Raw genomic sequence first — 24229 nt, 5'->3', positions numbered from 1 at the left:
ATTATTTGGTTATAATCACCTTTTTGGAATAGCTCTTATCACCAACATAGATCTTAACAATATAGACTGCAGAACTCAATTTCTGCTGAATTCGAAGACTGATGGACTCTTCAGTAGGAATTTCCCTGAAGGTCATGATCTTTTGTCCAGAAACACTGTAAAGTTCAACGAAATCTATATTCTGAAGGTCTGGATTGTACAGCGCGATCTCATCGGTTTGACGCAAATATCTCATATCCAGAAATTCCGGGCCTTCTTCCTCAATTACTTCAGGTTTTTCCTCTACAACCTCTTCGGAAACTTCCTCTTCAAGCTTCTGAAAGACGATCTGGTATTTCTCGTTGAAAACACCAATACTATCTGTACTCACCGTATAATCAGATTTCATCAGATCGTGATACTCTTCGTTTGTTGTATCCAAAAGATATATGTCGATATCATTTTGAATATTTTCCAGTTCATCGATCTTGATAGTATACTCACCGGCTTCAGCAATTTTGAAACCTATAGGCAGAACTCTCGTTTTATTGAAGTCTGGAACACCCTGAATAACAAATTCAGTTTCATCGATCATCCAGTATAGGTCTTCTACATTGTTTTCGATAAGCGGTGCGTCGTATCCAAGATCGAAACCATCGGTAGTATTGACATCTGCCGTTGCAAGAATTTGTCGGTGGTAACCTTTAGGAGATTCCAGCTTTAATCTAATCTTATGCCTGGTGTCCTTTTCATATTCATTCTCCGCCGATTTCTTCGGATCCTCTTCCTGTGAATGGAATTGAGAGTCTCCTGAACTTTCAGGGACAAATACACGGTATTTGTTCTTAAATGTGATTTGTTGAGGATTCGAAGCTCCCTGAGTATTTATAAAGAAGCCCTGACCAACCGGAATATATCTTCCTGGTTTTTTAGAGCCTCGAAGATCTGTCTCCGTTTGAATTCTCGAATCAATGGAACTGGCTGAAGATACCGAACCAGATTTATTCAATACAGCATATCCACCTACATATTCTTCTAGATAATGACTGTCGATCTTACCAAAATGATCCCAGAAATATAGTGAGCCATTGAAATTTTGTTGTTGTATCGCATTATCCTCAATGAATTTTTCTGAATCTATTGCAGAAGGGTAAGGATTACCGGTAAGTAGATTCTGATCCTCTCCCACCGCTAAAGAAATATCTCCATTATTTGGCATCCCACGGAAGGTATAGTTCTGGTGAACGTTCAAATCTGCAGCACCTGAAGTTCCTTTCATACTGTAACCAATTCCTGGTTCTAGTTTAAAGGTTTCATCGAATTGCAGCCATGTAAAATAATCATCTGCATCTCCGCTAAAAGTATATAACCAATAGGAACTTATTACAATATCATTTCCATCTGCGGCGTGGAAATTAGATTGAAAAGTAAATGGATTCGCTCCGTTGTACAGAACGTTACTTAAAGCGAAACCACCATTTAAATTAGGTGTATCAGTATTTGAGACAGGAGAAGTCCAGTAATTGTAATTGTAGCTATTTGCCTTTCCTTGCTGATCTATCTGTAAATTCCCAGAACTTTCTGGAGCAATAATACTACCCTCTGGCTGTATTAATTGGGATTCTCCGTTAAGATCTATCACACCATCCAGTTGTAGATAACGAGATATCAATAGACCGTTACCAGAACCTTTACCAGTATTTGTGTTCGTTGTACCATCAAATTCGATGGTACCACTTTGTGATACTAAGCCGAGTAAGTTGATATTTCTTGTGGCATTCGTGATGTTATGTTTTGCAACCACTATATTCCAATTGATCATTTGATCATTGATACCCTTTGAGTTTGGCGCATCCCATACATCTGGATAAAGCCATGTACTCATACTATCCCAGTTCCCATTACTGGACGATTCGTAAGGGAGCGGTGCAGTAGTTTGTTGAGGAGAGGTAATATTCAATAGTTTTCCAGAATTGCCTTTAAATGTGGAGCCGTCAAGCGTGTATGCATCCAGGTTTCCACAGCTTATGTTATCCATTCGGTAATACGCCTCAAGGTTACTCCAGTTCAATCCAGTAGCAACTGGAATAACCTCACCAATAACTTCAGCATCTGCACCTTTAGTGATATGCTGATTCATCATTAATTTAATCTGGTCTTGTGTTAAAGCAACATTCCAGATTCTGAACTCTTCCATCCAGCCGTGATAAAAATCTCTGCTTTCTAATGAGTTTTCCACATACATAGCTCCTAATATTGCTCGATAATTGTTGGCATTTGGAGCAGGCCCACCAGTGTTCTTCATCAGCAAGCCATCTATGTATAGACGATATTCGCCAGTACTTGTATGTGTGAGTGCAATATGGTACCACCTGCTATTGTCGGTTATCCTATGAGGAGAGGAAATAGAACCATTTTTATCCCAGTTAAATGAGACAGTTTTGTTGGTAATCCTTAAGTCATATCCATGAGCAGAACCTGAATAGTCACCCTCTCGTTTAGAAAAAATAGTATGCTCTCCAGTAAGAGTTTCTGGCTTTACCCAAACTTCAAGGCTAAAAGCCCCATCAAGATCATAATTATTGCCGAAATCGACATGATCATTTTCACCATCAAAATTAACGTTGTCGCAGTTAGAAATAGTAACAACCACCTCGTCAAAACATCCATTAGCTAAGGTCCATCTTAAAGTATATGTGCCAGAAGGTCCGTTAAAGGTACTATTCGGATGGGTTGGATTACTGAAAATTGCAGTAAAACATGCGTTATTGGTTGGACCATCCACAATTGACCACATACCCTCAACCATGGTCCCTGGTGCATCACAATTTTTGCAATTTTCTGGAGCTGGAGTTACACCATTTATCACATTCCCTGGATATGCGCCCAAACTAGCATTTTCATTTGCGGTAAGCCTATTGTCATAAGCATTTAATTGTACCTTATTATTTCCACATTCTTCGGGTGAGTATATAATATCCTTTCCGGCATAAGGATATGAGACGTGCACCTGAACTAGATTAGTTCCTTCCTCGTCGTAGGTTCTACAGCCAGCAACTCTTGCAGTAGCACCATATTCGTGAATTCCCGGTGTATCAGGTATGATAGTAATAGTAACCTCATTATCTGCCGTGGCAATAGGATTTTCATCTGGATCTCCAATTCCTTCTGTCCATTCTATCTCCGCATCGATTTTGTCGGTTTTATTGACCTCCATGTTATCCATAACCCAGACACTTTTAAAGCTAGTACCTATGAAAGTCCATCTGATTCTTATTTGGCTAAGATTATCTTGATTAATAAGAAAGGGTTCTAATTCTATGGTAGTATTGTCACCTTCAAAATTGTAGTAATCTGCCGTCGAGTCACCCTTCGACTCCCATAATCTGGCTTCTAGCCAACCTAATTCCGGTTGACCACTTGTATGATATTCAATTATAGTAGTGTTATAATTCTGACCTCCATCAAACGATATTTCAATTTTTGCAACGTCACCTTGTGCAAAATAAAATGCTTGGTCAAACTCAAGACTTACTGTTTTGAGATCTGAATCGGAGAAATCTAATTTTGGTGTTTCTAATGTTGTAGTAATATCGCCTTGAGCTATAGCGAATTTTGGATCTCCACTAGTCATTTCAATTCCTGGAACTTTATCCTTGCCTTGTTTTATACCACCAAATTCTTTTGGGTTTGTAACGGACCAATTTCCAGTTTTGGTATTATTTCCTCCTGCAGATAAACCGCCAGTTTCGTTATCGACTAACCATGAATCTGGATTATTTGGATTTATTTGACCAGTACTAAATTGCCCGGTATCACCAGGTAAAGCATTTTCTGGCAGGGAGGAGCTTTCTATTGATCCTGTAAATTCAATTGTTTCTCCCAAGCAAATTATATTAGACCCTACTTCGTAAGTTACCGTAGGGGTATCGCCTGGAGGAACTGCTCTTAAATATATGTAATTCGAATATCTTATACAGGTGCCATCTCTAACTACAGCTCTATAATATGTAGACTCTAACTCTCCACTTTGAAATATAGCAGCATAATTAGTAGTATTAGCTGTTCCTGGAATATCTTCCCAAATCATTTTATTAATAGCAAGCTTCTGCCATAAAACAATATTGCCGATTTGTCCTTTTAATTCAAGATCGATAATTATTTGCTCGCCACAAGAAGTTATTAAAATTTGGTCATTATAAGTTGTGGATAAATATTCACCAGTTAAATTCCCTCCATCGACATTAGCTTCTTTTAATTCAACTTCTTGTGTTTGAATACTAACATTTCCGCTAATATCTGTATAGATCCAATCGACCGTTCTTGTGCCATAGAATAAATAGGGGAATTCAAAGTCCTCGCTTAAGCTAGCTGTAATAGTACCATCACAAGCATCTGTCGCAGTAGGAATATCCAATTCATCAATACTGGAGATCTGACATCCAGTAATAGATTTCCTAGGTAAATTGGTAATGTTTGGCACAGGTGCTTCCGTATCAGCAATCACGATATTCTGTGGTACTGAAGTAGTGCTATTCCCTGAGGAATCTGTAAATATCCAAAAAACAGTGGTTGATTCTTCAATAGTAAGAGCAACACCAGTAGAGCCAACAACTTCCTCGTCACAATTATCGGTCGTTGTGGGTGGAGTTAAGGTTATGGAACATTGTGCCGTGATGTCTTCAAGAACTGGAACCACAGGCTTTTCGTTATCCTGGACTGTTACAACCTGTACTTTTTCTATAGCGGCGTTACCATTTTCATCCGTTATATTCCAGAAAATATCGGTTGAACCTACAGGATAGGGATCTGTAAGAGCCAGCCCATCACTTCTAACACCAACTGGAGAACTCACCTCACAATTGTCTTCCGCCGTTGCTAAAACATTTACAGTAGCTGCACATGTATTAGGCTCATTAAAAACATCTTTGTCACCGTTGTGATCAATTATCGGCAAGGTTTTATCCTCAACAATGACCTCTTGCGTTACAGGTTCTGCAACCTTTCCATTTTCATCTGTAACATTCCAGGTTATAGTTGTAATACCAATAGGGAAAGGATCGTCAAGGCTTTGGCCATCATCCCTGTTTCCAACAGGATTTGATACCTGGCAATTATCGGTCGCCCCTGGGTTTGGTATGGTTAATCTTACGAAACAATTATCTTCTGAACTATCGGAAGTAATAGCGGATACTGCATTTATAACAGGTACTATATTATCCTGAACGGTTACCGTGGCAGTGGTAGTGCTTACGTTGTCGTTTACATCAGTAGCTGTTAGAATAACCGTATTATCGCCCACGTTGGAGCAATTAAAATTAGTTTTGTCCACACTTAAGTTGGAAACTCCACAATTATCGCTTGAACCATTATCAACTTCAGCAGCGGTAATAGAAGCGTTTCCTGAAGCATCTAACTGAACAGTGATATCTTGAGCAATGGCAGTAGGAGCGATATTATCTTCAACAGTAATAGTGGCATTAGCGGTGCTGGAATTGTTATTTACATCGGTAACAGTTAACACCACACTGTTTGCCCCCACATTATTACAATCAAAATTTGTATTATTCAGACTCAAATCCTTGATTCCGCAATTATCTCTTGAACCATTGTCAACTTCAGCAGCGGTAATAGAAGCATTTCCCGAAGCGTCCAATTGAACTGTAATATTTTTAGTGATGGCATTAGGAGCGATGTTATCTTCAACAGTAACAGTGGCATTGGAGGTGCTGGAATTGTTATTTACATCGGTAACGGTTAATACCACGTTGTTGGCTCCAACATTAGAACAATCAAAACTTGTGATATCCAGACTCAAATCCTTGATTCCGCAATTATCGCTTGAACCATTATCAACTTCAGCAGCGGTAATGGAAGCGTTTCCTGAAGCATCTAACTGAACAGTGATATTTTGAGCAATGGCATTAGGCGCGATGTCATCTTCGACAGTGACGGTGGCATCTTTGCTAGCTGAGTTACCTTCTTCATCGGTAACAGTAAGGGTTACAGAATTAGCTCCGATATTAGAACAGTTAAAATCTGTGATATCTGTATCAAAGCTTATACTACTACAGGCATCAGTGGAATTATTATTCACGGCGTCGTCTGAGATACTAGCATTACCTGAAGCATCCAATTGAATGGTAATATTCTTAGTCTGTACTATTGGAGCTATATTATCTTCCACATTAACTGTGACAGTCTTAGAAGTGGAGTTCCCAAATTTATCGGAGACAGTTAGCGTTACTGAATTGCTTCCTATATCATTACAGTCGAAAATAGTTTTGCTTAAGCTTATACTATCGATAGCGCAATTGTCTGAGGAACCATTATCAATATCTGAAGTAGTAATACTTGCATTGCCGGTATCGTCCAGTTGGATTGTAATATTTTTAGTCTGAACAACAGGATCTTCGTTGTCTACAGCATTAAGTGTAAAAGTTTTTGAAGTAGATTGAGCTGGTTCTGAACTATCAGTTACCTCAACGGTGTAGGATCCTTGTGTAAGATTTGATTGATTCTGAGCTGAAGTACTAACTCCAGTTCCTGTCCAGTTGTATGTATAGGGAGATGTTCCACCACTAACATTGATCGTAATAGAGCCATCTGCAGAATTTTCGCAGGTGGGATTTGTGGAATTTGCATTTATGGTTTGCGCATGTAATTCTGACCCATCTAATACTACAGATGAGAAAAAAAACAATAGCGAAAAAAGTACAAATTGGAGTTGGGGTCCAATAGTAATTTGTTTCATAAGGTTACCGATCTAGATTTTCATCGGTAAAAGTAATATAAATTCGATAAAAAGCGTTAAGTATATGGTAAAAATAATGTCATAAAAGTCTTTAATTCAGTAATCTAAATAAAATTTGGTACTGTGAATATGATCTTGTAAGAAACTACTTTCTACTATTTTACAATGATCTTTTTATTACAGATTGCATTCTCACAGAAAACCTTGACAATATAAATACCAGATCTCACTGGCCTTAAGCCTAGATAAATCTCTTTTTCTGAAGGTAGACCATCGAATTCCTGAATCAGCTTACCACCCATGTCATAAATTAAAACCTTTTCAACTTTCAGTAAATCCTCATTACTAATTTTGACATTTCTACTAAAGGAGCTGTAAGATATTCCTACTAATCCATCAATTACTGGTAATTCAGGTTCTTCCGGAATAACCACTGGATCAGGTTCCTGGGCGATTTCTTTAAAGAATACTATTTCGAAACGATCGCTAATTTCTCCTTCGGTGGTAGTGCCTTTGTATGAACCGGCAAGCAAGTCATGAATACTGTCATTTTGCTTGTCCTTCAGGTATAGTTCTTTATTTGCAGGCCAGTTTTCTGTACTATCTATTTTAATGGTAAATGATCCTTCCGAAGAAGTTTTTATAGCTAATGGTAATACTTGATCCTTTTCAAAATCAGGAACTCCCTGAATTACAAATCTATTATCTGCAAACCACCAGTACATATCTTCCTTGTTATTTTCAATAAGCGGAGCATCATAACCAACATCAAAACCGTTCGTGGTATTTGCGTCTCTGGTAACCAGAATTTGCCTGTGGTAACCTGCCGGAGATTCAAATTTCAACCTAATCTTTGCCCGATCATCCTCTGAGCTTTTTCCCGTCTTATTTTTTGAAGATTTTGGATCGTTCTCCTGTTGTAGAAAAATAGATGGATCTACACTTTCTCTTCTATAAACTCTTTGGGTATTATTAAACCGAATCTGTCCACCAAATGTATTTCCATTCACTGGAGCACTATTCAAAAAGAAACCTTGTGCTACTGGTATGTACTGCTTAGCTTCTTTAGTTCCATTTCCACCTACCTGGCTTATGCGCCAGTCATTTAAAATTGCAGGAGCAGAGCCTGCGAGGGTATAGGTTGCATACCCTCCAACATATTCTTCTAAAATATGGGTGCTTCCGGCAAAATGATCCCAATAGTAGAGCGTCCCATTAAAAACATTTTGGGAATTGTTGCCAGCTCCGGTTCCTACAATATTTAAGTTATCTCGTAAAAATTCGTTTGCATCTAAAGCGGAAGGGAATGGATTACCTACTAGAAAATTCTGCGTTGAATTCAGACTCAATTCGGTAGTAGGGATATCACCATTATTTGGTTTTCCGCGGAAAACATAATTCTGTGTCATTTGATTTGGTGCCACAGTGCCATCAGTTCCTTTCATGGAATATCCAGCACCAGCAATTTGCATAAAATCATTCCCCATAAATAGCCAGTCGCCATAGATATCTGCATCACCACCTCTGAAATCCCAGATCCAGGCATCGGTGATTGTTATTGGAGAGGTTCTAGCTCCATCTGCATCAAAATATCCAGTTCTCCAGTTAATTCCAGTAGGATTTTCGGCATTGGTTCCATCCATAAGGACATCCACTAATCGGTAACCTGAATTGTTTGAAGAACCCTGTGTACTTACGGGACTTGTCCAGTAATTATAATTAAAACTACTCATTCTACCTTGTTGATCTATTTCAACAAATCCAGCACTTTCATTTGCCAGAATACTTCCGTGGTTTTGTAATAACTGAGATTCACCCTGCAAATCTATACTACCGTCCAGATATAGATAGTGACTAATTGTAATTGGATTACTATCATTGACAGTTAATTCCTTACTGGATGTCTCAGAAAGTATACCGAGCATTGTAATAGCTCTATTGGCTTCAAAAGTATGATTGATTCTTGCTATGTTCCAGTCAATTGGGTTGTTATCGTATCCTAGGTTATTAGGTGCATCCCAAACTTCTGGTCTGGCCCAGGTATTGATATCTGTCCATGTAGAACCATCGGTGTATGAAAAGTATGGTGTTGGAGAAGTATTTTCCTGATCTGTTTCAATATTAATCATTCTACCAGGATTCGCTGCATTAGCATGATTGGGTGTAAGTCCATTCAATGGTTTGAGAACATCCAGGAAGTAACCTGGAAGTTTATTATCCGGGTCTGGATCATTGGAATATAGTCGATAGTACCCAGCAAGGTCAGCCGCAGTTTGATCATAGAAACTCACTCCATCCTCGTCTAAATTGAAACCACCAGCGGTATAATAACTTCCATCAACGGTTCTATTCGGCACAACTTCGCCTTCAATAGGACTAACAACCTGATTTGAAGAATTAAGTTTAAGCCGCTGGTTCATCATAAAACGAATCTCTTTTTCTGAAGGTGCAGTATTCCAGATCCTGACTTCCTCTATCCAACCTGAGAAGTGGTTGGTAGCAGTTTTAGTCGAGGCACTATATCTCGCTCCAATTGCTGCAGTATTAGTTCCAGATGTATTGACAGAAATGCTACCTGCATTTACTCCATCTATGTACAAGGTTGATCCATTACTGGAAACAGCAATGTGGTACCATCTGTTGTTAGGCACTACAAAATCAGGAAGATTCTCCATACTAAGTTCAAATCCGGGAGTGCTAAAAATGGTTCCTTTTGAAGCATCTGTAATTCCGCCCTCTGGAAGTGGTCTATCGAATGGCATTATCCATGCTTCTAAAAAGAAACTGCCGGTATAATTGTTTCCAAGATCCACATAATCATCATAACCATCAAAATCCAGGGTTACGCAATCCACCAGGCTAATTGTTTCTGTATTATCTATTGGTGGACAACCTTCATTTTCGATCAAGACTCCATTTTCATCTGTAGCTGTTGGAGTAAGAACCCATCGTATTTGATAATCACCTAAATTTTCCGCAGTAAAAATAGCATTCGGGTCCTTTACGGGTTCAAGATTGCTGCCGTTATCCTGGTTCTCGAAACTGAAGCCAGTTGTAATTTCAATGTTATTTGAATCAAAAACTTTCCAGCTACCTACATAACCATCCAGCGTTGGATACTCTACTATTTGCATAGCCTGTTCAGTTGCTGTGACCGTAGCATTGAGAACTATGGAGAGGCTACCACATGCGCCTACGGTTGTAGAAACTTCGGTTATGTATTCGTCAAAAGCCCAAACTCTAATGGTTTCAAAATTATCTACACTCTGGCATTGGTCACCATTACTATCTAATATTATTCTTGTCTGCACTTCGAAATCATTCCATCCAATTTTTCTTGGAATGAAATTTACTGTGTACTCGTTAACTTCTCCAATTTCTTCTAATTCATTATCTGGATTATCTAAATCTTCATCATAATACCATTGCAATAAAATTTCTTGTGGTCCTTCTGGTACCTTGACATTGTCTACGGCCCAAACATCACCGTCTCTAACTCCTTCATAATTAAATCTTACCCTTAGATTTGACTGACCCAGGTAGTCGCCAAGGTTAATAACCATCTTATTTTTGGGTCTGGATTGAGGAGTACCACCACCAAAATCGAGGTAATTACCACTACTTCCAACCTCTACACTTCCATCACTGGTAAGAGTATATAAAACCGTGTTATAGTCTGCACCGCCATTTGTAGATATTTCTACGGTAATCTTAGCTCCTTCAGAAAGATTGTAACCCTGATCCCAGGTGAAGATAGCTTCATCCATTCCATTCAATGCAAAAACTGGAGTTTCCATTAGTGAAACATTATCCCCGGTAACTAACGCAAACTTTTCATTAACGTTTAGTATTGAAGTCCAACGAATAGTAGAAGGATTATTATAATTTGGAAGATTACCAGTAAAAACTTTGCCATCAGGACCGCCACTCGCGTTCATTTTTAACCAGTGATCCGCTCTTCCGTTATTTGCAGCTGCAGAATAGTCATTTGACCCACCACTTGGATTTGTAAATCTCCAGCCTTTATTCTTAATTCCCGCTTCAGTGAATTGTCCTCCTTCAAATTTTTCACCAGTGCTGCTATATCCTGTTTGTGAACTTAAGCTTATCGTGTCTCCTATACATATTATATCTTTATCAACCTGTACAGGAGTAGGTTTAATATCAGCTATAATTACGCTAACAATAGCCGGTTCGGAATAAACTCCACCATCGCATGAATTGTTTGATAATAATGCTCGAAATACTGTAGATTCATCTCCCGGTGATACTGCCGACTCTATTTGATCTTCCGTTAGTGTTGCATTTGTACTATTTATAGAACTCCAGGAAGTTGAAGAGGATCCTCTATACTCCCAACCAATGATCTCTCCCACATAACCGATAAGATTCAGAGTACTTGCATATCCTGAAACAGGGTTGGCGCATGTTAGAAAAAGTCGTTCATTATTCTTAGACCATAGAGCTTCACCACCCTCTGGAAGTGCATCAATTCTTATTTCGAAATCATGCGATACTGCATCGCAAGTCCCATTCGCAGGAATAGTATGTGTAATGTTATGGGTGCCAGTTATACTTGATTGATTTTCCCAATCTATTTGTCCAGTTGCAGGATCTAAATAATTATTGCCTAAAGTTGTACTGGAAAAAGTTCCTCCGGAAGCAAATCCAGGTGTAACCGTAGCTTGTAATTCAGATATACAATAATCGGTTTTTGTATATGTAAAAGTTGGATCTTTCTTCTCATAGATAGTCATCTCAATTTCAAAGGAGACTTCTTCACATACGTCATCTGAATTGTCTACCGTATTAGTAATGATATATGATCCTGAATCACTTGTATCCAGATCTATTTCTCCGGAACTGGGATTGATAGAAAGTTGGTTACCTTCTTCTCCAGCGGTTGGAGCAAAAGTGAATACCCCAAAAACACCATTAATTATAGCTGTAGGAGAAGGATCAGTTTCATCTGAACAAAATTCAGCACTAGCATAGGTAAAGTCCGGTATTGGTTTATCATTAATAGTGATCGTAAAGGTTTCTGAAACCGGATCACAACCATCCTCATTATCTCCTGAATAATCAATAGTTCTGGTAATTATGTATTCACCAGCCTCTGAATTGTATATATCTATGGCTCCTGTAGTACTTTCTAATTCTAGGTTTCCTGAACCAGTATATGAAAAACTATCTGCACTTTCTCCGCCGGCATTGATCGTAATTGCCGGATCGGTCACAGAATCCTCTCTTGTGTTCCGGCAATATTCTTCAGCATCATAACTGAAAGAGGCATCCGGCAAATCGCCAATAATAACAGTGAAATCTGCTTCTACCACATCGCAAATACCAGATGAAGGAGTTGCATAAGTAATGAGATATTCCCCAGGATCACTTAATGACGGATTGATATTTCCTGCAGCATCAATAGAAAGTAGATCTCCAGCATCGGTAGGTGTGACACTAAATGTTCCATTGAGATAAGCGTTTTCACCAGTAATCGTTGGAGCCTGAGTATCAGAAATGGAAACACAAAATTCTTCCGCAGCATATTCAAACAATGAAATTACTGGGAGCGGTTCGATATTTACGATGAGGTCATCTGTAATGGAAGAACAAACGCCATTACCATTAGCGGTTAATGTAAGTGTTACCAATCCTGTTTCGCCTGTTGCTGGAGAGTATGTGGTTTGTAAGGCGGTTTCATCGCTAAAAGTACCGCCGCCAGAAGAGCTCCATTGCAGACTTGAAAAGTTACTTGCAGTTGCATCTTCACCAATATTAAAACTATTACTACTAGTACATACCTCGAAGTTATCTCCGGCATTCACTGTTGGTGGTTCATTGACAGTAAGTGTAGCAGCTCCAGAAGTTATTGTTGAACAGGTGTAACCATCTGGTCCTTCTATGAATACTGAATATTTTCCTGCGTCAGCAAGAGATAAAGATGTTAGAGTTAGAGAGTCTCCAGTTTCACCTGTAAGGTTTGCACCGTCAAACATCCATTGATAACTCACTGAACCTCCATTTGCTGTCGCTGCAATATTAAACGTAATATCATCACCAGAACAAGCTGACTCATCCTGCGGTTGAGTAGTAACGATTATATTTTCATCTACGCTTACCGTAACTTCATCCGATCTCACCAAAGAGCATGAATTAGCCGTCGAAACTTCTACATAATAAATTCCATTATCCGTCGAATTTACTGGGGAAATTCCGAAAATAGCAGTATTGGCTCCGGTTATTGCTGTTCCAGGATATGTACCCTTAAACCACTGATAATTTAAATCATCACCGGAGGCTGCTAGCTCAAGTTCAATTTCAGCGCCAGAGCACGCACCAATGTTGAAAGGTTGGGAGGTGATATTTATTTTATCATTTACAACAACATCAATACTTACAATCTGAGAAGGACAACCCTCTGAGGCTGGTATTGAGTAGGTAACCGAATAATTTCCTGCAACAATTCCATTAAGATCTATGGCTCCGGTGGATGTGTTTATACCTGAAATACCGTCAAATGCACCTCCGGTATAATTTCCTGTTCCCGTTAGAATAGGGGTAATAATCCCTTGACTGGCATCATTACAAAATTCAGTTTGGTCGTTGGCAAAACTAATATTAGCTGTAGGAGCTTCCGTAATTGTTACTTGTGTAATTTCAATAACTTGAGCGCAACCTCCAGATTCAGCTGTATTATAACTAATTTCATAAACTCCCGGATCACTTTTTGAAGGATCAATTTCACCAGATTCAGTATTTATATCAAGATTATTGCCGCCTGAGATAACTGTAAATGAAAAGCTTCCTCCAGTATAATCGCCTGCCGTATTACTGAAACTAACACTTTTTACTTCTGAATCTGAATTGCAAAATGGACCTGAATAGCTCATATCTGCATTCGGAATTTCGTTTACATCTAATGTTATAGTTTCTGAAGTTGCTGAATTGCATAAATATTCATTACTCGCACTAATCTCAACATAATAATCATCGGCATTAGTTCGAGAAGCATTACTGAGAATATACGTTTCTCCTGTAGCACCAGAAATTGGTCCATTTGAATTGTACCATTGATATTGAAGCGTTTCTGAGCCAGCAGCAGCAGATACTGCAAAAGTAACTGATCCACCCTCACAAATTTCATTGTTTGGAGCGTCAGTGGAAATTTCAGTAATCTCAATGTTTTGATCTACAATTACTTCAATTTCTTCAGATTTTAATTCAGTACATGGAGATATACCCGTAATTATTACATAGTAAGTTCCTGAATCTGAAGCAGAAGATGTATCAATATTAAAGTCAGAAGAAGTTGCACCGCTAATGGGTGAACCTGTACCGCTACCTTTATACCATTGGTATCCAAGACCATCACCCGTTGCTTCTATAGACAAGTTTATTGCATCCCCCTCACAAACTCTTTTATCTGTAGGTTGAGAAGGGATGGTGATCACATCATGAACTACGATATCTGTAGTAATATCTGCATAATTACAAGACTGTGAATCGTTAAAACTATAGGTGATTGTGTAGGTGTCTGGACTAACCCCATAAGGAGAAAAAGATCCATCAGTAGCATTAACATTTATGCCTGAAGCTGAAAATGTTCCTCCTTGAAATTGACCAACTGTGTTTGCAAAAGATGGCAAATACGAAGCAGAATCTGAATTACAGAAAGGGCCGTCGTTATATGTGAATGTTGCTGAAGGAATTGGGTTAACAGTTATGGTTGAAGTCGAAGATATATTTTGTGAACAACCAGGACCATCGGTATACGCAATAGATTGAAGAGTATAGGTGGTTGTTTGAGTAAGGTTACCTGTAGCTATTGTCCCATTACCGGAAGCATCAAGAGCGACCGTAGCATTTCCGGAACCATTTGTATAGGTAACGGATGTGTTTGGAGTTCCGCTGATATCTAATGATGTGTTGGTATTATAACATATTTCAGAATTGGTCGTACTAAAACTGGCTGTAGGATTATCGAGAAAATATATCCTCATCTCATCTATTCCAGTTCCACAAGGATTCTGCTGATGTGGTTTAGGTACGGTCATAGTGATTGTTACATATTCCCTAGTAATATCGTTAGGTCCAGGTATATAATGTATTCTAAAATTTCTAGGAATGTTATTGGCTCCGTTGCCATTACCTATATTAGGGAGGTCTGGAAAATTACCATCCCCAGAAGTGGACCAAACAGGTTTTAAACGATTTGAGCCACCAAAATATAGCTCTATGTCTATAGGTATTTGATTTCTTGTCCTACAAACTAGTTGATCTTCTCCAAGATCTGTAATAATAAAATTAGCTACTGTTATATTAGTAAAATTCTGCGGTTGACTTTCTCCACATACATTTGTTGCTGTAACTGATACAATTTCGTTTTGATAAGGGGCATTAGCAGTAACATTGACTGTAATTGAAGGTGTATTTGCTCCAGTCGCTATTTCCCAGCCTGGGGGCAGCTTCCAGTTATATCCAGTTGCACCAGAAACTGCTGGTACAGTAAATGTAATTCCAGAAAGAGGTGGACAAATATTCTGGTTGTTACCTAAACTACTCGTAATAGCTCCCGGTTGCGAAGGTACCCCGCTGGTGCTATTTGCAGTAATAGTTTTTGCCGGGCTATCCCCACAATCGTTTTTGGCTATTACAGAAATTGTTCCGCTGTTAGAACTGCTGCTTACTGTGATAGTACGTGTAGTACTTCCGGAAGTGATATTCCATCCTGGTGGAAGTGACCATGAATAAGAGGTAGCATTTGCAACGGCAGGAATGGAATAACTTATATCTGTTGAGGTACCGCAAACATTTGTAGGTCCAGTTATATCACCCGGTAAAACAGGAACTGGTTGGCTTATACCAATAGCTAGACTCGCAGCTGTACTTGTACCACAATCATTCTTTGCTTTTACAGTAATATTACCTGATCCTGTATTACCAGCCGTAATATTTAATGTAGGATTCGTTGTAACCGTACTGGTGGTTGAAAAGCTGCCAGGAATGGTCCAAATATATTCTGTAGCGCCTTCAACTGCGGCTACGGTATAAGTTTCTGAAGTAGTTGGACAAACCGCAGTTGCTCCAGAAATTATTCCTGGAGTATTAGGTGTTCCGTCTTTTATTGAAATACTTAGAGTTCTGGATTCACTTATATCACAATCATTTTCAGCGGTTACAACAATGTCACCCGCATTAGCATTGCTTGTCACCGTTATGGTACGTGTAGTGCTTGATCCGGTCCAGCCACTTGGAAGGGTCCAATTGTAGGATGTAGCTCCCTGAACTGCCGTAATTAAATAGGTTTGTGTGGTTCCAGGGCATATATTGGTATCCCCGGTTATAGCTCCTGGAGTAGCCGGTTTCCCCGCTTTTACAGTAACTGATAATGTTTTTAAAGCACTCGTGCCGCAACTATTCCTGGCTCTAACCGAAATATTACTACTACCAGAAGTATTGGTAGTAACTGTTATATCTGGATCATTTGTTATTTGTTCAGTACCATTTGGCAAAGCCCAAACGTATTCTGTTGCATTTAAAACTGCAGCGATACTATAATCTACTGATATTCCCGGGCAGACCGAAATGGGACCAGTAATAGTTCCCGGGGTTGATGGAGAATTTGGTAAAACACTAACACTCAGGTCTCGCATTGTACTGGTACCACAGCTATTTTTTGCTTGTACGCTTATATTTCCACCTGCTGAACCTGAAGTAACGTCAATGGTGTTTGTTGTACTACTACCAGACCATCCAGAAGGTAGTGTCCATACATATTCGGAAGCGTCAGTTACATTTGTAATACTGTATGTCTGCGTAGTTCCAGGGCATACAGAATTATTTCCTGAAATGTTTGCAGTTTGGGATGGTGTTCCCGGTTTTTCCTGTATAATAATCGTATTACTACTAAAGTCTGGAGTACAGGGAATACCAGACTGAATACTTAATTGAATTTCGTCATTATTTTGCAGTGCGCTACTGGAAAAAGAAGTACTATTATTTCCTACAGTATTTCCATTAATTTTCCAGGTGTAAATTGCACCACTCCCAGCATTTGATACTGATGCAATACTGAAGCTAATATTTTCACCAGGACAAATTGAGTTATTGCTGGCTTGAATCTGAAGAGTTCCGGTTCTATTGGGGTTTACAGTAATGGTAAAAATATCACTGAAAGTTTCACAATTTGAATCGGTTGAGGAACTAACCTTTACTCTAATTTTATCTTGATTAGTCAGACTACTTGATGAATAGGTCGAAGAACTGCCTACTACTGTACCATTCACGGTCCATTCATATACGGGTGAGGTTCCTCCGGTTGGGTTTGCAGTAAAAGTGACATCAGTTCCCTGGCAAATACTTGCTCCTTGATTAGATGTGATACCTACAGACGTAGGACATTGCCCCCAACTTAAAATCGGGAGAACGAATAATACAAAAAACAGAATCCAATGTAATTTTTTAACCATAAGTCTGGCGGTTTAATTACAATAATAAATAGCACGTAGGGTAGCAGTAGTAGGAGTTACGCAGGTTTCCTTGCGTGTAACTTGTTGGGGAACAAATTTTTGGGGAAAGTAAATTTAAGTTAAAATTTTGAATTGTAGCAGGTTATGCTAAAAAAACAAAAAATTATGATCGAAGAATATAAGTGGTATCTCGATTTTAATAAGTGATCTACCTTAAAGTCTGTAAACAAAAAAAACCGCCGGATAGGCGGTTTTTAAAAAGTATGCTTTTTAGAAATTATTACTCTCCTAAAAACGGGTATCTGTAATCTGTAGCAGGGACAAAAGTCTCTTTGATCAATCTTACAGAAATCCATCTCATAAGATTCATTTTTGATCCTGCTTTGTCATTTGTACCACTGGATCTTGCTCCACCAAAAGGTTGCTGTCCCACAACTGCACCGGTTGGTTTATCATTAATATAGAAGTTTCCAGCTGCATTCTGTAATAGATCTGTAGCCTGAGCAGCTGCATAACGATCACCAGAGATAATAGCTCCGGTTAGTGCATATATGCTCGTATTATCTACAGTCTGGCAGATATCTGCCCACTTGGAATCATCAAAATTAGTATCATCGTATACATATACTGTTACTACCGGACCAAAAAGTTCAGTTTCCATAGTAGTGTAATGAGGATCTGATGTAAGAATTACGGTAGGTTCTATAAAGTAACCTTTAGATTTATCATAGTTTCCACCAACTACGATCTCAGCATTTTTATCGCTCTTAGCCTTTTCGATATAGCTTGCAAGCTTATCGAAAGAACCTTCGTGAATTACAGCATTGATAAAGTTTGACATGTCTTCCGGAGATCCCATCTTGAATGATTGTACATCCTCGATCACGAAATCTTTAATTTCCGGCCAAAGGCTTTTCGGAATATAAACACGGGATGCCGCGCTACATTTCTGACCTTGATATTCAAAGGCACCTCTGGAAATAGCAGTTGCTACATGTTTAGCCTTTGCAGTAGGATGCGCCAGGATAAAATCTTTTCCTCCTGTTTCTCCAACAATTCTTGGATAAGTTTTATAATTCTGAATATTGTTTCCAATTTTACCCCAAATACCTTTAAATACATTGGTACTTCCGGTAAAATGAATACCTGCAAAATCTGGGCTGGCCAGTACAGTGTCGGTCACCATCTCTGGATCACCGTTAACCATGTTGATCACACCTGCTGGTAAACCTGCCTCTTTAAATACTTCCATAAGTACCTGAGCTGATAACATCTGGCTATCACTTGGTTTCCAAACAGCAACATTCCCCATAAGGGCAGCACTTGAAGGAAGGTTTCCTGCAATTGCAGTAAAGTTGAACGGAGTTATAGCGTAAATGAAACCTTCTAATGGTCTGTATTCTACGCGATTCCAAACTCCATCCGAAGAAATTGGTTGCTCATCATACAGTTCTGCCATGTACTCTACATTAAAACGTAGGAAATCACAGATCTCTGCAGCAGCATCAATCTCAGCCTGATAAATATTCTTAGACTGCCCAATCATTGTGGCAGCATTCATCTTTTGTCTATAAGGTCCGGAAATTAGATCGGCAGCTTTTAAAAAGATAGCAGCTCTTTGTTCCCATTCCAGTTTTGACCATTTCTTTCTCGCCTCCAGAGCTTCAGAAATGGCTCTTTCCACATGCTTTTTCTCAGCAGTATGATAAGTTCCTGCAACATGAGCGTAATCATGCGGAGGATTGATGGTTCTGGTATTCCCAGTTTTTACTTCTTCAGCTCCAATATAAAGAGGAACTTCAGTATTCGCATTCCAAAGGTCTTTATAAGTAAGTAATACTTCTTCTCTTTCTGGGCTTCCCGGAGCGTAACTTTTTACTTCTTCGTTAACCGCTACTGGTACGTGAAAAAATCCTTTTCCCATAAATATAAATTTTGTTTTTTCGATTATTTCTAATTCCGATAAAGGTAAAAAAATTAAGTTGCACGCAATAACATCTGGCTTGCCTTTACTAAAGCTTAACTTTTTTTGTACATTTCCTTAAAATTTTGATTTTAAAGCATGTGCACAGTTACTTTAGTCCCCCGTCCTGAGTCTATGTCTGGCTTTGTATTAACTTCTAACCGGGACGAATCGGTTGGTCGTGAAACTCTTCCACCCGCATGGGAGCGCTTTGCAGGTGTAAGACAATATTTCCCGAAAGACAAACAGGCTGGAGGCACCTGGCTGGGAGTTAGTGAAAATTCCAGGTGTATATGTCTTATGAATGGAGCTGAGAAACCACATGAACGCAAGCCTGAATATCGTAAAAGTCGGGGAGTGGTTGTTAAAGAATTTCTTGCCGCGTGTAGATTGCGTTCATTTCTAAACAAATATAATTTTCATGGGATCGAGCCTTTCACAATGATTATTGTAGAATGGCATGATGGCCTATGTTTTCAGCAATTATTATGGGATGGAAAAAATTATAAACACGAATATCTTCCCATCACTCAGCATATATGGTCATCTTCTCCGCTCTATTCTGAAGCAATGAAAAAAAAGCGTAAAGAATGGTTTGATGAGGTAAGCGCTGAAGGTTATACTGCGGGGAGTCTATTGAATTTTCACAAAAGCGCAGGTAAGGGAAATAAGGAATACGGCCTCATCATAGACCGTGGGTTTCTTAAAACTCAAAGTATATCACAGGTTATAAATGGCCCTGATGGTATTTATTTTTCTTATCAAAATTTGATAAATAAAGATACCTCTGAAGAATATCTTACTAGTTTAAAGCAAAGGTAGCAGCAAGTCTGAAGGGTGGGATTCTAACCTGAAATTCATTCGTAGTCGTGAAGTTGATCATATTATAGTAGCCAGACATGGAACCAATGGGCGCGGTAAGTAAGCAACCACTTTGGTAAGTATGACTTTCACCGGGTTTTAAAACAGGTTTTTTTCCAATCACTCCTTCTCCTGAAACATATTCGATTTCACTTAAAGCATCTTTGATCTCCCAGAATCTGGACTTTAACTGAACAGAATCGTTACTTTGATTTTCAATAGTGATCTGGTAAGCAAAAGCATACTTCAGCTGGAAGTCCTTATAAAACTTCCCTTCGAATCTGGTTTCCACAGAGATTTTAATACCTTTTGTAACCTGTTGAATCATGTGTTTCAATAAATTGAAAAAGAAGCGAGCAATGAGATTATTGCAGCGACTGTGGCTAATGTAAAGAATATTAGGTTCAGGAGTAGAAACTTTAAAATCGTTTTAACACGTTTTTGTCCGTAGAAAAATCGCATCGCTTTGTATAAATAGAATAGGAATACAAAATTTGCCAGCGTTGTTAGTATTTCCCATTTAAAAACAATTTCCAGTATCAGTGCAAAGCTGTAGAGTACAAAAAACACCGTTTGCACGTGAAATGCAAAGATGAGGTGCTCCATATAATTAAAGTCCCTCCTTAAATACAGCAGCCAGATGAATAACGCGAAAACCGGTAAAAATATAAAGATGATAAAAGGTAACTTTCCTATAAAGTAGTTTATAAATAGCGCAGGGTCTTTTGAAAAGGTTCCTGCATCTACCGCCTTCTTATAGAGCCAAAGATTATAATTAGATTGTTCGTGGTTTAAACTATCCAGTGCCCGGGAAGCGATAAAAATCCCTGTTTCATCCTGATAAGCATAGTATAGATCTGCTTTTTTGGCAAAAGCATTAATAAAGTTCATACTGTCCAGTTCTGGCTGACTCACAAGCTTTTCAGTATAAGTTTCAGTAAAAACATTATTCTGGATGCTGTCCAGACCAACATCATCGCTGGTCAATACTTTATTGATGGAATCCATGGAAGCCTCGCTCAATTCCTTACGGTCAAGTTTTGAAAGCAAATCTTCGTCCCGATCCTGTCGTCCAAAATTTTCGCTAGGATCCAGGCTAAGGCTAAAGATCAGAAAGAATATAATGGAAACACTCAGGTAGAACCTGAAGGGATTTGCATACCTGGTCCTCTTTCCTTCCACGTAATCTTTTGAAATCTTTCCTGGCCTGAAAAGAAGTATTCTTAATGTCCTCTGAAACCTGGAGTCATAGGCAAATACTCCTGAAAAGAATTCATTAAACAGGTCTGAAAAGCTAAGTTTTTTAGTGGTATTCAATTGTCCGCAATTGGGACAAAACCGGTCATTTTTATCTAAAGGTAATTCACAGTTTAGACAATGCTGACCTCTATACTGGTAAGTTTCAATCCTATTTTCGATATCTGGCATATAAACAGCTTAATTACGAATGTATCTTGAATTCGCACCTCCTGCACCAATCAATCTGTCATAACGTGCTCCCGGACTTCTGTAGTAGGCCAGGATCGTATAATTGTTCTCAGTTTCATCATAGTTGCCACTAATTGCTCCGTCTTCAATCCCGTCTGGACCTGTCACCACATATTTGTAGTTATAATATCCTTGCTTAAACAATCTTGCTAATTCATAATAACCGCTCTCCTTATTATATTCGAGCTTAGTGCTTTCGTCCAGCTGAAAATTATTGAACCCTCCATAAAGATGGATTTGTTTACCTTCAAGCGGATCATAATTTCGTAAAGTAAATCTCATCCAAACATAATCGGCTTCCAGGTCTGAATTTTCAGCAAGCACATTTCTAACCACAAAACCTCCGTTAATATCTGGATTGTATGTGTATGGCAGCCCGTCCCTGGTGACATCCGTAAAAAGATAATGGAGATATAGCTGCTGCATGTCAACCTTGGCAATATCAGCATTGGTAACTCTTATTTCTTTGTTATCAAACTGAAGAAATTCGTTGCCACCCCAAAAAGAAGATTCAGTATCATAGCGATAGATGAGTTCGTCAGCGATGGTGTATTGCGGTTTAAGATCTGTAATCGCAGTTTTTAAATTAAAATTCTGAATAAGGCTTACCTTGACATTTCTGTCAGGATTCTTCAGAAGCAGGTCTGGAGAATTTATACTGAAGTTTAAGATTTGCTTTTCATCGATAAACTCAAGGTTTCTGGCTCTTTTTACTTCCGCAGTAATTTGCACTACTGGTTCATACACCATGAATTTTCGTGAGAATACCTTTTCTCTTTGCGCATTATAGACGCTAATCATATAATTGCCTGAAACTTTGAGTCCGCGTACATTTTTATTCGGAATATCAAGCTCGTAATGAGTATAGGGTTGTAAGGTATTTAGCGAATTTCGGTAATTAATGATTCTGACATCATCAAAACCCTCGAGATATTCGTTCTTAGTGAGTTGAGAAGGTGTCCAATCGAAATTATAATGTTCGATCGTGTAATAATAATCGGCTTCATCCCCAATGATATCATCAAAACTTAATTGAAGCCTGGCACCCAATCGAATGATTGGATTTCCTTTATTTTCTACGGAATCTCCCTGAAATATAATGGTTCTAATAAATGGAGGTGGCAGGGTTTCGATAACAACCTGGCTATAAATGCACGGCTGAAGCAGGTAAAATGTCAGGAAAATAATTAAGCCTTTCATAAAGTTGGAGTAAAAAGCAAAGTTAATAGAAATAAGCATTTTGCATCCATTTAATTTAACAGTTGACCAAAGTAAAATTCTGACATTTCTTGGGATAAATGGAGTGAAAATTCTTAAATTTGCCCGACTTTAAACTAAAAATTTAACATACACTCCATCCTATGTCAAAAGACATTCGAATTAAAAGAGGATTATCTCTGCGATTAGAAGGGGCGGCGGAAAAAGAGCTTGTGAAGGCTCCGAGATCCAAAACTTACGCGATCAAACCGCCAGATTTTCACACTGTTGTGCCAAAAATGGTAGTAAAAGAAGGAGCTAAGCTTCTTGCAGGTGATGAGATTTTCTATTCGAAATATACCGAGGAAATTCGCTTTACTACACCAGTTAGTGGTGTTCTTAAAGAAATCAAAAGAGGTGACAAAAGAAGGATCCTCGAAATAATCATTGAGGCAGATCCTGAAAACACTTACCGTGAATTCAAAAAACTGGATCCTGCTAAAGCTGATGTGAAGGATGTTCGTGAACTTCTTCTTGAAAGTGGTTGCGGTGCTTTTATCAACCAAAGACCTTACGACATTGTAGCAGATCCTAAGGATACTCCTAAGGCGATCTTTATTTCAGCAGTAACAACTGCTCCTCTGGCGGCAGATAAGGGTTTTATCATCAAAGATAAGATCGCTGCATTTCAGGCAGGAATTGATGCTTTGAGAAAACTTACACCAGGTAAAGTTCATCTTTCTGTAGATGATTCTTCAGCTGAATACCTAAAAGGAATTCAAGGTGTTGAGCTTCATCACGTAAAAGGAGCTCACCCTGCAGGTAATGTAGGTGTTCAAATCCATAAGCTTGACCCTATCAATAGAGGCGAGCGTGTTTGGACTGTAGGAGTAGAGGACGTTGCAATTATTGGTAATGTTTTTCTAACCGGAGAATATCGTGCGGAGCGCACGGTTGCTGTGGTTGGAAGTGAAGCTGAAAACAGGAAATACTACCAGATGATTATTGGTGCTAATGTAACAGATCTTATTGGTCAGGCAGCAGAAGGTACTCGTATCATCTCTGGTGATGTATTTACAGGAACTCAGTTAAGCAATAACCAGTATTTAGGATTCTTTGAGAACGAGCTAACGCTAATTCCTGAAGGTGACAATTACCGAATCTTTGGATGGTTGCCATTTACCTATAATAACATACATTCACATTCCAGAACTTCGCTGTCCTGGTTGTTTCCAAATAAAAAATACACTCCAACCACGAATTTAAATGGTGAAGAGCGTGCTTTGGTGGTAACAGGTGAAATGGAAGAGGTTTTACCTATGGATATCTACCCGATGCAGCTTATCAAAGCGTGTATGGCTGGTGATATCGAGAAAATGGAAAATCTGGGAATCTACGAGGTTGCTCCTGAAGATTTTGCAACTGTAGAATACGTAAATACTTCCAAGATTGAGATTCAGGAAGTAATAAGATTAGGTCTTGATTTAATGATTACCGAAGTAGGTTAAAAAGCTG

At 38.8% G+C, this 24229-nt stretch carries 8 protein-coding genes; 2 read left to right on the top strand and 6 right to left on the bottom strand.

Annotated elements, in window-relative coordinates; all coding sequences use genetic code 11:
• Position 1 precedes the first annotated feature (1 nt).
• The 3 genes from ACSHZO_RS10715 to pruA all read right to left on the bottom strand — a co-directional run bounded on the left by ACSHZO_RS10715 (position 2) and on the right by pruA (position 19129).
• Positions 2-6733, bottom strand: a complete 6732-nt coding sequence (locus ACSHZO_RS10715; RefSeq protein ID WP_298247634.1) for a LamG-like jellyroll fold domain-containing protein — start codon at positions 6731-6733, stop codon at positions 2-4.
• Positions 6734-6888: 155 nt separating this feature from the next.
• Complete coding sequence (locus tag ACSHZO_RS10710; protein WP_298247633.1) at positions 6889-17205, bottom strand: LamG-like jellyroll fold domain-containing protein; 10317 nt, start codon at positions 17203-17205, stop codon at positions 6889-6891.
• A 280-nt stretch (positions 17206-17485) separates the two neighbouring features.
• Positions 17486-19129 (bottom strand): L-glutamate gamma-semialdehyde dehydrogenase, encoded by a 1644-nt coding sequence (pruA, locus tag ACSHZO_RS10705; RefSeq protein ID WP_298247632.1) that lies wholly within the window; start codon positions 19127-19129, stop codon positions 17486-17488.
• Positions 19130-19267: 138 nt separating this feature from the next.
• On the opposite strand from pruA, the gene ACSHZO_RS10700 reads away from it, so the two are divergent.
• A complete protein-coding gene (locus ACSHZO_RS10700; RefSeq protein ID WP_298247631.1) occupies positions 19268-19990 on the top strand; it encodes an NRDE family protein in 723 nt (240 codons plus the stop codon).
• On the opposite strand, the gene apaG is transcribed toward ACSHZO_RS10700, so the two are convergent.
• Genes apaG through ACSHZO_RS10685 form a run of 3 tightly spaced genes read right to left on the bottom strand, consistent with a single transcriptional unit; the run spans position 19971 to position 22717 of the window.
• Positions 19971-20357, bottom strand: a complete 387-nt coding sequence (gene apaG, locus ACSHZO_RS10695) for a Co2+/Mg2+ efflux protein ApaG (protein ID WP_026914360.1) — start codon at positions 20355-20357, stop codon at positions 19971-19973. The genes ACSHZO_RS10700 and apaG overlap by 20 nt on opposite strands.
• Positions 20358-20362: 5 nt before the next feature.
• Entirely contained in the window at positions 20363-21457 is a 1095-nt protein-coding gene (locus ACSHZO_RS10690) for a DUF3667 domain-containing protein (RefSeq protein WP_298247630.1), read from the bottom strand.
• Positions 21458-21466: 9 nt separating this feature from the next.
• Positions 21467-22717 (bottom strand): DUF5103 domain-containing protein, encoded by a 1251-nt coding sequence (locus ACSHZO_RS10685; protein ID WP_298247629.1) that lies wholly within the window; start codon positions 22715-22717, stop codon positions 21467-21469.
• A gap of 161 nt (positions 22718-22878) precedes the next feature.
• Between ACSHZO_RS10685 and ACSHZO_RS10680 the strand changes: the two genes are divergently transcribed.
• Positions 22879-24222, top strand: coding sequence for a Na(+)-translocating NADH-quinone reductase subunit A (locus ACSHZO_RS10680; protein WP_298247628.1), 1344 nt, complete (start codon positions 22879-22881; stop codon positions 24220-24222).
• Positions 24223-24229: the final 7 nt, after the last annotated feature.

The organism is Christiangramia sp. 3-2217-3z, from assembly GCF_051195275.1.
Classification (GTDB): domain Bacteria; phylum Bacteroidota; class Bacteroidia; order Flavobacteriales; family Flavobacteriaceae; genus Christiangramia; species Christiangramia marina.
This window is presented reverse-complemented; position numbering and strand designations above follow the sequence as displayed.

Bases quoted from the DNA above. Each gene is read 5' to 3' on its own strand.
- ACSHZO_RS10715 (WP_298247634.1), bottom strand. From the start codon at position 6,733: ATGAAACAAATTACTATTGGACCCCAACTCCAATTTGTACTTTTTTCG.
- ACSHZO_RS10710 (WP_298247633.1), bottom strand. From the start codon at position 17,205: ATGGTTAAAAAATTACATTGGATTCTGTTTTTTGTATTATTCGTTCTC.
- pruA (WP_298247632.1), bottom strand. From the start codon at position 19,129: ATGGGAAAAGGATTTTTTCACGTACCAGTAGCGGTTAACGAAGAAGTA.
- ACSHZO_RS10700 (WP_298247631.1), top strand. From the start codon at position 19,268: ATGTGCACAGTTACTTTAGTCCCCCGTCCTGAGTCTATGTCTGGCTTT.
- apaG (WP_026914360.1), bottom strand. From the start codon at position 20,357: ATGATTCAACAGGTTACAAAAGGTATTAAAATCTCTGTGGAAACCAGA.
- ACSHZO_RS10690 (WP_298247630.1), bottom strand. From the start codon at position 21,457: ATGCCAGATATCGAAAATAGGATTGAAACTTACCAGTATAGAGGTCAG.
- ACSHZO_RS10685 (WP_298247629.1), bottom strand. From the start codon at position 22,717: ATGAAAGGCTTAATTATTTTCCTGACATTTTACCTGCTTCAGCCGTGC.
- ACSHZO_RS10680 (WP_298247628.1), top strand. From the start codon at position 22,879: ATGTCAAAAGACATTCGAATTAAAAGAGGATTATCTCTGCGATTAGAA.